The 12,060-nt window shown below is 32.2% G+C and carries 17 protein-coding genes; all 17 read left to right on the top strand.

What is annotated here, in order from left to right:
- Positions 1 to 1,079: RHS repeat domain-containing protein (locus DKK70_RS11380; RefSeq protein ID WP_181415993.1), on the top strand; the 1,079-nt coding region annotated here is incomplete at its 5' end.
- Positions 1,079 to 1,552 (top strand): hypothetical protein, encoded by a 474-nt coding sequence (locus DKK70_RS11375; protein WP_110434103.1) that lies wholly within the window; start codon positions 1,079 to 1,081, stop codon positions 1,550 to 1,552. The genes DKK70_RS11380 and DKK70_RS11375, both read left to right, overlap by 1 nt.
- A gap of 235 nt (positions 1,553 to 1,787) precedes the next feature.
- Complete coding sequence (locus DKK70_RS11370; RefSeq protein ID WP_110434102.1) at positions 1,788 to 2,261, top strand: hypothetical protein; 474 nt, start codon at positions 1,788 to 1,790, stop codon at positions 2,259 to 2,261.
- A gap of 235 nt (positions 2,262 to 2,496) precedes the next feature.
- Positions 2,497 to 2,970, top strand: a complete 474-nt coding sequence (locus DKK70_RS11365) for a hypothetical protein (protein ID WP_110434101.1) — start codon at positions 2,497 to 2,499, stop codon at positions 2,968 to 2,970.
- 234 nt (positions 2,971 to 3,204) lie between these two features.
- The gene (locus DKK70_RS11360; RefSeq protein ID WP_110434100.1) at positions 3,205 to 3,672 is read left to right on the top strand and encodes a hypothetical protein; all 468 of its coding nucleotides are present in this window, start codon (positions 3,205 to 3,207) and stop codon (positions 3,670 to 3,672) included.
- Between the two features lie 254 nt (positions 3,673 to 3,926).
- The gene (locus DKK70_RS11355; RefSeq protein WP_110434099.1) at positions 3,927 to 4,400 is read left to right on the top strand and encodes a hypothetical protein; all 474 of its coding nucleotides are present in this window, start codon (positions 3,927 to 3,929) and stop codon (positions 4,398 to 4,400) included.
- 370 nt (positions 4,401 to 4,770) lie between these two features.
- A complete protein-coding gene (locus tag DKK70_RS11350) occupies positions 4,771 to 5,244 on the top strand; it encodes a hypothetical protein (protein ID WP_110434098.1) in 474 nt (157 codons plus the stop codon).
- Positions 5,245 to 5,335: 91 nt separating this feature from the next.
- The gene (locus tag DKK70_RS11345) at positions 5,336 to 5,806 is read left to right on the top strand and encodes a hypothetical protein (RefSeq protein ID WP_110434097.1); all 471 of its coding nucleotides are present in this window, start codon (positions 5,336 to 5,338) and stop codon (positions 5,804 to 5,806) included.
- 76 nt (positions 5,807 to 5,882) lie between these two features.
- The gene (locus DKK70_RS11340; protein ID WP_110434096.1) at positions 5,883 to 6,353 is read left to right on the top strand and encodes a hypothetical protein; all 471 of its coding nucleotides are present in this window, start codon (positions 5,883 to 5,885) and stop codon (positions 6,351 to 6,353) included.
- A 236-nt stretch (positions 6,354 to 6,589) separates the two neighbouring features.
- Positions 6,590 to 7,063: a hypothetical protein gene (locus tag DKK70_RS11335; RefSeq protein ID WP_110434095.1), complete on the top strand. Its 474-nt coding sequence runs from the start codon at positions 6,590 to 6,592 to the stop codon at positions 7,061 to 7,063.
- A 234-nt stretch (positions 7,064 to 7,297) separates the two neighbouring features.
- A complete protein-coding gene (locus DKK70_RS11330) occupies positions 7,298 to 7,771 on the top strand; it encodes a hypothetical protein (protein ID WP_110434094.1) in 474 nt (157 codons plus the stop codon).
- 238 nt (positions 7,772 to 8,009) lie between these two features.
- On the top strand, positions 8,010 to 8,483 hold the full coding sequence (locus DKK70_RS11325; RefSeq protein ID WP_110432572.1) for a hypothetical protein: 474 nt from the start codon (positions 8,010 to 8,012) through the stop codon (positions 8,481 to 8,483).
- 370 nt (positions 8,484 to 8,853) lie between these two features.
- A complete protein-coding gene (locus tag DKK70_RS11320; RefSeq protein ID WP_110434093.1) occupies positions 8,854 to 9,327 on the top strand; it encodes a hypothetical protein in 474 nt (157 codons plus the stop codon).
- 236 nt (positions 9,328 to 9,563) lie between these two features.
- Positions 9,564 to 10,040 (top strand): hypothetical protein, encoded by a 477-nt coding sequence (locus DKK70_RS11315; RefSeq protein WP_110434092.1) that lies wholly within the window; start codon positions 9,564 to 9,566, stop codon positions 10,038 to 10,040.
- A 67-nt stretch (positions 10,041 to 10,107) separates the two neighbouring features.
- On the top strand, positions 10,108 to 10,587 hold the full coding sequence (locus tag DKK70_RS11310) for a hypothetical protein (RefSeq protein WP_110434091.1): 480 nt from the start codon (positions 10,108 to 10,110) through the stop codon (positions 10,585 to 10,587).
- 250 nt (positions 10,588 to 10,837) lie between these two features.
- Positions 10,838 to 11,311 carry a hypothetical protein gene (locus DKK70_RS11305; RefSeq protein WP_110434090.1) on the top strand — a complete coding sequence of 158 codons (474 nt, stop codon included), beginning with the start codon at positions 10,838 to 10,840 and terminating at the stop codon, positions 11,309 to 11,311.
- 76 nt (positions 11,312 to 11,387) lie between these two features.
- A complete protein-coding gene (locus DKK70_RS11300; protein WP_110434089.1) occupies positions 11,388 to 11,858 on the top strand; it encodes a hypothetical protein in 471 nt (156 codons plus the stop codon).
- Positions 11,859 to 12,060: the final 202 nt, after the last annotated feature.

Here is a 12,060-nt window from a genome sequence, read left to right as displayed (position 1 = left end):
CGTTTAACCGCCGTACCAGTAAAACGGTTAATGGCAAAACCACGGAATTTATCTGGCAAGGTCATAAACTGATTGCCGAAACCGACAATGACAAGCACTGGCAAAGTTACCTCTATGAGCAGGACTCCTTCCGGCCACTGGCGTTAGTACAGGGCAATGCCCAACAAGGCAAAACCCAACTCTACTGGTACCAAAACGACCAACTCGGCACGCCGATAGGGTTAACCGATGGATTTGGTGAAACATTATATGAATGCCAGTATAATGGCTATGGACAAATTATTGATGAAACCTACCATGAAGTTGGCAATCGTGCTATCCCTGATAACCCGCTGCGCTTTCAGGGACAATATTACGATGAAGAGACAGGTCTACACTACAACCTAAATCGTTATTACGATCCCTTTGTCGGACGGTATATAACCCAAGACCCGATAAAGCTGATTGGTGGTCTCAATTTTTATCAATACTGCCAGAATCCGGTCAATTGGATAGATCCGCTTGGGTTTAAAAATATACCGGGGTGTGGTGGCACCCGTAATAGAACTTCAATGAGCGATGAAGAATTTGAGAGAATAGCGGGGTTAGAAAAAGATCAACGACCAGCTAATGTCCTTGAATACTTGTCAAAAGAATATGTAGATGCACATCTGGCTTTATTTGAGCAAGAAGGTGCTAGTTTTATTGTGATTGACAGATGGCTTATGAATGATCTTAAAAAGGGACACAGAACTTTAGCACCAGATAAGTTTGTGGCTTTAAAATCGGATATGGAAAAAATCCTTGCTGAATACCGAGCTGCCGGTAACGATAGGCAAGTATTGATTAAACGATTAGGATTGGATGAAAAGGATCTTGAAGGCGCGCGAATATATGTCATTCATATTAAACCTAACGATATTCGCTTTAAGTTTGGAATGTCCACCGGTAAAGAAGTCGGGGCCAATAGCAAATGGTTACCGGGTGGCTGGACTAGTGGTGGTATTAGAGAAGCCATTTTAAGAGGGTCGGAGAAAATTATACATAACGGTTCGATTAAAAAATTATTAAAATACTTTGAAAAATGGGAGGAGTTATAATGAAGGGCTATTTTGACGAAGCAGTAAAAAATAATGAAATTACTGCCTATTTAAACGGAGAGGGTGACTATTTTGCAACAGAGGAATTCAATATGGGATATCATAATCATATGATTAATTTTACGGGAATGTTGGGGTATCTTAAAAAGCAAGAACATCCTTATCAAGAGTTGGTCAAATATTTTAGATTATACTTAAGTTCACTTAAGGAAGATCCTCTAGATGCCTGGGGTTTATTTAATAATCTTGGTTGTTATTATACTCTTCGAAAAGATAATAGCTATTTTTTAACCCAAAATGAAGATTTAATGGATGAATTGACTGCGGAAGAGAAAAAGAAAATCGGGGTATTATGTCGTTATTTAAGAGATAACTTTGAAAAAGTTCCGGGTTCAGCACAAATGTACCCTATTGAAAAACAGATGAAAATGGAAATTAAATATGGTTGTCCATATAATCTTTTGACTTTTTAATGATTAAGGTGTGAGTTGCGATTTAACCGGAGAATAGTTTAAAAAAATAGAGCGTTACCGCTTTGGCTATAATGTATTGAATCTAATTACAAATTCCAAACGGTAATGGTTATGTTTTATACCCGCAAGTGAACATCTAAAATATATCTAGAACTTACAAGCTGATAAGCATATTAGAGATACTTTTTTGTCATAAAAATCCTCAGCACTATCACTTTACCAAGGAGGAGTTCCCATGAAGGGGTATTTTGACGAAGCAGTAAATAATAATGAAGTTACTGCCTATTTAAACGGTGAAGGTGACTATTTTGCCCCGGAGGAAGGTAATATGGGATATCATAATCATATCATTAATTTTATGGGAATGTTGGGGTATCTTGAAAAGCAAGAACATCCCTATCAACTGTTGGTTAAATATTTTAGATTATACTTAAGTTCACTTAAGGAAGATGCTCTAGATGGCTGGAATTTATTTAAAAATATTGGTTGTTATTATACTCTTCGACAAGATAATTCCTATTTTTTAACAAAAAATGAAGATTTAATGGATGAATTGACTGCGGAAGAGAAAAAGAAAATTGGGGTATTATGTCGTTATGTAAGAGATAACTTTGATAAAGTTCCGGGTTCAGCACAAATGTACCCTATTAAAAAACAGATGAAAATGGAAATTAAATATGGTTGTCCATATAATCTTTTGACTTTTTAATGATTAAGGTGTGAGTTGCGATTTAACCGGAGAATAGTTAAAAAAAACAGAGCGTTACCGGTTTGGCTATAATGTATTGAATCTAATTACAAATTCCAAACGGTAATGGTTATGTTTTATACCCGCGAGTGAACATCTAAAATATATCTAGAACTTACAAGCTGATAAGCATATTAGAGATACTTTTTTGTCATAAAAATCCTCAGTACTATCACTTTACCAAGGAGGAGTTATAATGAAGGGTGATTTTGACGAAGCAATAAATAATAATGAAATTACAGCCTATTTTAAAGGAGAAGGTGACTATTTTTCGCCAGAGGAAGGTAATATGGGATATCATAATGAGATAATTAATTTTAACAGAATGATAGCTTATCTAAGAGAAAAGGAAAATCCTTATCAACTGTTGGTCAAATATTTTAGATTATACTTAAGTTCACTTAAGGAAGATCCTCTAGATGCCTGGGGTTTATTTAATAATCTTGGTTGTTATTATTATCTTCGAAAAAAAAATCGCTTTTTTTTAACTGAAAATGAAGATTTAATGGATGAATTAACCGCGGAAGAGAAAAAGAAAATCGGGGTATTATGTCGTTATTTAAGAGATAACTTCGATAAAGTTCCGGGTTCAGCACAAATGTTCCCTATTGAAAAACAGATGAAAATAGAAATTAAATATGGTTGTCCATATAATCTTTTGACTTTTTAATGATTAAGGTGTGAGTTGCGATTTAACCTGAGAATAGTTTAAAAAACATAGCGTTACCGGTTTGGCTATAACGTTTGGAATCTATCAACAGATTCCAAACGGTAATGGTTATGTTATATACCCGCAAGTGAACATCTACAATAAACCTAGAAGTTGCAAGCTGATAAGCATATTAGAGATACTTTTTTGTCATAAAAATCCTCAGCACTATCACTTTACCAAGGAGGAGTTCCCATGAAAGGTGATTTTGAACAAGCAGTAAAAAACAATGAAATTAGTGCTTTTTTCAAAGGTGAAGGTGAGTATTTTTCGCCAGAGGAATTTAACATGGGATATCATAATGAGTTAATTAATTGGCAGGGAATGCTAGCCTATCTTGAAGAGAAAGAAACCCCGTTTGAACTGTTGGTCAAATATTTTAGATTATACCTTAATACAGTTGAAGAAAATGCTTTAGATGCTTGGATGTTATTTAGTAATATTGCTTCTTATTATTTTCTTCGAAAAAAAAATCGCTATTTTTTGACTGAAAATGAAGATTTAATCGATGAATTAACCGCAGAAGAGAAAAAGAAAATAGGAGTATTATATCGTTATTTAAAAGATAACTTTGATAAAGTCCCTGATTCAGCCAATATGAGACCATTTGATGAACTGATAAATATAGTAAATGATTGTCCATATGATCTTTTTTCTTTATGACTTTTGACTTTTTAATGATTAAGGTGTGAGTTGCGATTTAACCGGAGAATAGTTTTAAAAAAAAACATAGCGTTACCGCTTTGGCTATAAAGTATTGAATCTAATTACAAATTCCAAACGGTAATGTTTATGTTTTAGACCCGCAAGTGAACATCTAAAATAAACCTAGAACTTGCAAGCTGATAAGCATATTAAGGGATACTTTTTTGTCATAAAAATCCTCAGTACTATCACTTTACCAAGGAGGAGTTCCCATGAAAGGTGATTTTGAACAAGCAATAAATAATAATGAAATTACTGCCTATTTAAACGGTGAAGGTGACTATTTTGCCCCAGAGGAAGGTAATATGGGATATCATAATCATATCATTAATTTTACGGGAATGTTGGGGTATCTTGAAAAGCAAGAACATCCCTACCAAGAGTTGGTCAAATATTTTAGATTATACTTAAGTTCACTTAAGGAAGATCCTCTAGATGCCTGGGGTTTATTTAATAATCTTGGTTGTTATTATTATCTTCGAAAAAAAAATCGCTATTTTTTAACTGAAAATGAAGATTTAATGGATGAATTAACCGCGGAAGAGAAAAAGAAAATCGGGGTATTATGTCGTTATTTAAGAGATAACTTTGAAAAAGTTCCGGGTTCAGCACAAATGTTCCCTATTGAAAAACAGATGAAAATGGAAATTAAATATGGTTGTCCATATAATCTTTTGACTTTTTAATGATTAAAGTGTGAGTTGCGATTTAACCGGAGAATAGTTTAAAAAAACAGAGCGTTACCGCTTTGGCTATAAAGTATTAAATCTAATAACAAATTCCAAACGGTAATGGTTATGTTATATACCCGGAAGTGAACATAAGTTATCAGTAAACTTATAAAATTAAACTGAGAAATATTCACCATATATCTAAAGCTTGTAAGGTGATGAAGGTATCACCAGATACTTTTTATTATTCAAAAAACTCGCCATTTTTTAATTATTAGAGATGATTAAACTCTCCCGCTAAGCTAATATTAAATTTATGTCTATATCTAAAAGTATGTTTCCTGAAATATCTTTACCAATGGTATCAAACCAAGGAGGAGTTCCCATGAAGGGTGATTTTGAACAAGCGATAAACAATAATGAAATTACTGCTTATTTTAAAGGAGAAGGTGATTATTTTGCGCCAAATGAATTTTGTTGGGGAAATCATAGTTATATGACTAATTGGATGGGAATGATGGCTAATCTTGAAAAGGAAGAAAATTCCTATCAACTTCTGGTCAAATATTTTAAATTATATTTAAGTTCATTAAAGGAAGATGTTCTAGATGCCTGGGGTTTATTTATTAATCTTGGTTGTTTTTATGGTCTTCGAAAAGGTAACAGCTATTTTTTAACTCAACATAACGATTTAATTAGTGAATTAACTGCGGAAGAGAAAAAGAAAATTGGGGTATTATGTCGTTATGTAAGAGATAACTTTGATAAAGTTCCGGGTTCAGCCAATATGAGACCATTTGATGAACTGATGAAATTTGTAAATGAAGATGCTTGCCCATATGATCTTTTTTCTTTATGACTTTTGACTTGTTAATGATTAAGGTGTGAGTTGCGATTTAACCGGAGAATAGTTAAAAAAAATAGAGCTTTACCAAGGAGAGGTGACAATAATGAGTAAATTTGAACGAGCATTGAATAACAATGAAATTAGAGCTTTTTTTAACGGTGAAGGTGAGTATTTTACACCTGAAGAATTTAGCATGGGATATCATAATCATATCATTAATTTTACGGGATTGATGGGGTATCTTGAAAAACAAGAACATCCCTATCAAGAGTTGGTCAAATATTTTAGATTATACTTAAGTTCACTTAAGGAAGATCCTCTAGATGGCTGGAATTTATTTAAAAATATTGGTTGTTATTATACTCTTCGACAAGATAATTCCTATTTTTTAACAAAAAATGAAGATTTAATGGATGAATTGACTGCGGAAGAGAAAAAGAAAATCGGGGTATTATGTCGTTATGTAAGAGATAACTTTGATAAAGTTCCGGGTTCAGCACAAATGTACCCTATTAAAAAACAGATGAAAATGGAAATTAAATATGGTTGTCCATATAATCTTTTGACTTTTTAATGATTAAGGTGTGAGTTGCGATTTAACCGGAGAATAGTTTAAAAAAACAGAGCTTTACCAAGGAGAAGTGACCATAATGGGTAAATTTGAACAAGCAGTAAAAAACAATGAAATTACAGCCTATTTTAAAGGAGAAGGCGACTATTTTTCGCCAGAGGAGGGTAATATGGGATATCATAATGAGATACTTAATTTTATCGGAATGATGTCCTATCTTGAAAAGCAAGAACATCCCTATCAGCTGTTGGTTAAATATTTTAGATTATACCTTAATTCACTTAAGGAAGATGCTCTAGATGCCTGGAGTTTATTTAGAAATATTGCTTGTTATTATTATCTTCGAAAAAAAAATCGCTTTTTTTTAACTGAAAACGAAGATTTAATCGATGAATTAACCGCGGAAGAGAAAAAGAAAATCGGGGTATTATATCGTTATTTAAAAGAAAATTTTAATAAAGTCCCGGGTTCAGCGCAAATGTTCCCTATAAAGAAACAATTTGGGTTTACTCGTAAAAATGGTTGCCGATATGATCTATTTTCTTTTTAATAATTAAAGTGTGAGTTGCGATTTAACCAGAATAATTTTAAAAAAAAACAGATGGCTACCGGTTTTCTATAAAGTATGGAATCTACCAACAGATTCCAAACGGTAATGGTTATGTTATATACCCGCAAGTGAACATCTAAAATAAACCTAGAAGTTGCAAGCTGATAAGCATATTAAGGGATACTTTTTTGTCATAAAAATCCTCAGCACTATCACTTTACCAAGGAGGAGTTCCCATGAAAGGTGATTTTGAACAAGCGATAAACAATAATGAAATTACTGCCTATTTAAAAGGAGAGGGTGAGTATTTTACACCTGAAGAAGGTAATATGGGATATCATAATGAGATAATTAATTTTAACAGAATGATAGCTTATCTAAGAGAAAAGGAAAATCCTTATCAACTGTTGGTCAAATATTTTAGATTATACTTAAGTTCACTTAAGGAAGATCCTCTAGATGCTTGGAGTTTATTTAACAATATTGGTTGTTATTATTATCTTCGAAAAAAAAATCGCTTTTTTTTAACTGAAAATGAAGATTTAATGGATGAATTAACCGCGGAAGAGAAAAAGAAAATCGGGGTATTATGTCGTTATTTAAGAGATAACTTCGATAAAGTTCCGGATTCAGCACAAATGTTTCCTATTGAAAAACAGATGAAAATAGAAATTAAATATGGTTGTCCATATAATCTTTTGACTTTTTAATGATTAAGGTGTGAGTTGCGATTTAACCTGAGAATAGTTTAAAAAACATAGCGTTACCGGTTTGGCTATAACGTTTGGAATCTATCAACAGATTCCAAACGGTAATGGTTATGTTATATACCCGCAAGTGAACATCTAAAATATATCTAGAACTTGCAAGCTGATAAGCATATTAGAGATACTTTTTTGTCATAAAAATCCTCAGTACTATCACTTTACCAAGGAGGAGTTCCCATGAAGGGTGATTTTGAACAAGCAATAAGTAATAATGAAATTACTGCTTATTTAAAAGGAGAGGGTGACTATTTTACACCAGAAGAATTTAATATGGGATATCATAATGAGATGATTAATTTTATGGGAATGATGGGATATCTTAAAAAACAAGAACATCCCTATCAAGAGTTGGTTAAATATTTTAGATTATACTTAAGTTCACTTAAGGAAGATGCTCTAGATGCCTGGAGTTTATTTAACAATATTGGTTGTTATTATGATCTTCGAAAAGACAATTCCTATTTTTTAACCCAAGATGAAGATTTAATTAGTGAATTAACTGCGGAAGAGAAAAAGAAAATCGGGGTATTATGTCGTTATTTAAGAGACAACTTTGATAAAGTTCCGGGTTCAGCACAAATGTACCCTATTGAAAAACAGATGAAATTGGAAATGGAAGATGCTTGTCCATATAATCTTTTGACTTTTTAATGATTAAGTTGTGAGTTGCGATTTAACCGGAGAATAGTTTAAAAAAAAAACAGAACGTTACCGGTTTGACTATAACGTTTGGAATCTATCAACAGATTCCAAACGGTAATGGTTATGTTATATACCCGCAAGTGAACATCTAAAATATATCTAGAACTTGCAAGCTGATAAGCATATTAGAGATACTTTTTTGTCATAAAAATCCTCAGTACTATCACTTTACCAAGGAGGAGTTCCCATGAAGAGTGATTTTGAACAAGCAATAAGTAATAATGAAATTACAGCCTATTTGAAAGGTGAGGGTGACTATTTTTCGCCAGAGGAAGGTAATATGGGATATCATAATGAGATAATTAATTTTATGGGAATGTTGGGGTATCTTGAGAAGCAAGAACATCCCTATCAAGAGTTGGTCAAATATTTTAGATTATACTTAAGTTCACTTAAGGAAGATGCTCTAGATGCCTGGAGTTTATTTAACAATATTGGTTGTTATTATGATCTTCGAAAAGACAATTCCTATTTTTTAACCCAAGATGAAGATTTAATTAGTGAATTAACTGCGGAAGAGAAAAAGAAAATCGGGGTATTATGTCGTTATGTAAGAGATAACTTTGATAAAGTTCCGGGTTCAGCACAAATGTACCCTATTGAAAAACAGATGAAATTGGAAATGGAAGATGCTTGTCCATATAATCTTTTGACTTTTTAATGATTAAGTTGTGAGTTGCGATTTAACCGGAGAATAGTTTAAAAAAAACAGAACTTTACCGGTTTGACTATAACGTTTGGAATCTATCAACAGATTCCAAACGGTAATGCTTATGTTATATACCCGCAAGTGAACATAAGTTATCAGTAAACTTATAAAATTAAACTGAAAAATATTCACTATATATCTAAAGTTGCAAGGTGATGAAGGTATCACCAGATACTTTTTATTATCCAAAAAACTCGCCAATTTTTAATTATTAGAGATGATTAAATTCCCCCGCTAAGCTAATATTAAATTTATATCTATATCTAAATGTATGTTTCCTGAAATATCTTTATCAATGGTATCAAACCAAGGAGGAGTTCCCATGAAGGGTTATTTTGACGAAGCAGTAAATAATAATGAAATTATTGCCTATCTAAAAGGAGAAGGTGACTATTTTTCGCCAGAGGAAGGTAATATGGGATATCATAATGATATGATTAATTTTATGGGAATGATGTCCTATCTTGAAAAGCAAGAACATCCCTATCAGCTGTTGGTCAAATATTTTAGATTATACTTAAGTTCACTTAAGGAAGATGTTCTAGATGCCTGGAGTTTATTTAAAAATATTGGTTGTTATTATACTCTTCGACAAGATAATTCCTTTTTCTTGAATCAAAATGAAGATTTAATGGATGAATTAACTGCGAAAGAGAAAAAGAAAATTGGGGTATTATGTCGTTATGTAAGAGATAACTTTGATAAAGTTCCGGGTTCAGCACAAATGTTCCCTATTGAAAAACAGATGAAAATGGAAATTAAATATGGTTGTCCATATAATCTTTTGACTTTTTAATGATTAAGGCGTGAGTTGCGATTTAACCGGAGAATAGTTTAAAAAAATAGAGCGTTACCGCTTTGGCTATAATGTATTGAATCTAATTACAAATTCCAAACGGTAATGTTTATGTTTTATACCCGCAAGTGAACATCTAAAATATATCTAGAACTTACAAGCTGATAAGCATATTAAGGGATACTTTTTTGTCATAAAAATCCTCAGCACTATCACTTTACCAAGGAGGAGTTCCCATGAAAGGTGATTTTGAACAAGCAATAAGTAATAATGAAATTATTCCCTTTCTTAAAGGTGAAGGTGACTATTTTTCACCAGATGAATGGTGTCGAGGATATCATTGTTATATGATTAATTTTATGGGAATGATGGGAGGTCTTGAAGAGAAAGAGCATCCGTATCAATTGTTGATCAAATATTTTAGATTATATCTGAGTTCACTTGAGGAAAATGTTGAAGACGCTTGGAGTTTATTTGAAAATATAGAATGTTATTATCATCTCAGAAAAGATAATTCCTACTTTTTTTTAACTCAAAATGAAGATTTAATTGATGAATTAACCGCGGAAGAGAGAAAGAAAATAGGAGTATTATATCGTTATTTAAGAGATAACTTTGATAAAGTCCCAGATGCAGAAAATATGAACCCTTTAGACATACAATTTAACTTTACTCGTAAAAATGGTTGTCCATATGATCTTTTTTCTTTTTAATAATTAAAGTGTGAGTTGCGATTTAACCGGAGAATAGTTTAAAAAAATAGAGCTTTACCAAGGTGAGGTGACCATAATAGGTAAATTTGAACGAGCTGTAAACAATAATGAAATTATTGCCTTTTTTAAAGGTGAAGGTGACTATTTCTCGCCAAATGAATTTTGTTGGGGAAATCATAGTTATATGACTAATTGGATGGGAATGATGGCTAATCTTGAAAAGGGAGAAAATTTCTATCAACTTTTGGTCAAATATTTTAAATTATATTTAAGTTCATTAAAGGAAGATGTTCTAGATGCCTGGGGTTTATTTAATAATCTTAAATGCTTTTATATTCTTCAAAAAGATAACAGCTATTTTTTAACTCAACATGACGATTTAATTAGTGAATTAACTGCGGAAGAGAAAAAGAAAATTGGGGTATTATGCCGTTATTTAAAAGATAACTTTGATAAAGTCCCTGATTCAGCCAATATGAGACCATTTGATGAGCAGATAAAAATAGTAAAAGCAAATGGTTTTCCATATGATCTTTTTTCTTTATGACTTTTAACTTTTTAATGGTTAAGTTGTGAGTTGCGATTTAACCGGAATAATTTAAGAAAAAACAGATGGCTACCGGTTTTCTATAAAGTATGGAATCTACCAACAGATTCCAAACGGTAATGGTTATGTTTTATACGCGCAAGTGAACATCTAAAATATATCTAGAACTTGCAAGCTGATAAGCATATTAAGGGATACTTTTTTGTCATAAAAATCCTCAGTACTATCACTTTACCAAGGAGGAGTTCCCATGAAGGGTTATTTTGACGAAGCAGTAAATAATAATGAAATTACTGCCTATTTAAACGGTGAAGGTGACTATTTTGCCCCGGAGGAAGGTAATATGGGATATCATAGTCATATCATTAATTTTACGGGAATGTTGGGGTATCTTGAAAAGCAAGAACATCCCTATCAACTGTTGGTTAAATATTTTAGATTATACTTAAGTTCACTTAAGGAAGATCCTCTAGATGCCTGGGGTTTATTTAATAATCTTGGTTGTTATTATACTCTTCGAAAAGATAATAGCTATTTTTTAACGCAAAATGAAGATTTAATGGATGAATTAACCGCGGAAGAGAAAAAGAAAATCGGGGTATTATGTCGTTATTTAAGAGATAACTTTGATAAAGTTCCGGGTTCAGCACAAATGTTCCCTATTGAAAAACAGATGAAAATAGAAATTAAATATGGTTGTCCATATAATCTTTTGACTTTTTAATGATTAAGGTGTGAGTTGCGATTTAACCGGAGAATAGTTTAAAAAAATAGAGCTTTACCAAGGAGAGGTGACCATAATGGGTAAATTTGAACAAGCAGTAAACAACAATGAAATTACTGCCTATTTGAAAGGTGAAGGTGACTATTTTTCGCCGGAGGAGGGTAATATGGGATATCATAATGAGATACTTAATTTTACCGGAATGATGTCCTATCTTGAAAATAAAGCACATCCCTATCAACTGTTGGTCAAATATTTTAGATTATACTTAAGTTCACTTAAGGAAGATGTTCTAGATGCCTGGAGTTTATTTAACAATATTGGTTGTTTTTATACTATTCGAAAAGAGAAATCCTTTTTTTTGACTGAAAATGAAGATTTAATCGATGAATTAACCGCGGAAGAGAAAAAGAAAATAGGAGTATTATATCGTTATTTAAAAGAAAATTTTGATAAAGTCCCGGGTTCAGCGCAAATGTTCCCTATAAAGAAACAATTTGGGTTTACTCGTAAAAATGGTTGCCGATATGATCTATTTTCTTTTTAATAATTAAAGTGTGAGTTGCGATTTAACCGGAGAATAGTTTAAAAAAAACATAGCGTTACCGCTTTAGCTATAATGTATTGAATCTAATTCCAAACGGTAATGCTTATGTTATATACCCGGAAGTGAACATCTAAAATAAACCTAGAAATTGCAAGCTGATAAGCATATTAAGGGATACTTTTTTGTCATAAAAATCCTCAGT

It is taken from the genome of Gilliamella apicola (assembly GCF_003202655.1).
Classification (GTDB): Bacteria; Pseudomonadota; Gammaproteobacteria; order Enterobacterales; family Orbaceae; genus Gilliamella; species Gilliamella apicola_R.
The sequence above is the reverse complement of the archived record's forward strand: the minus strand, read 5'-3'. Positions and strand labels throughout refer to the sequence as shown.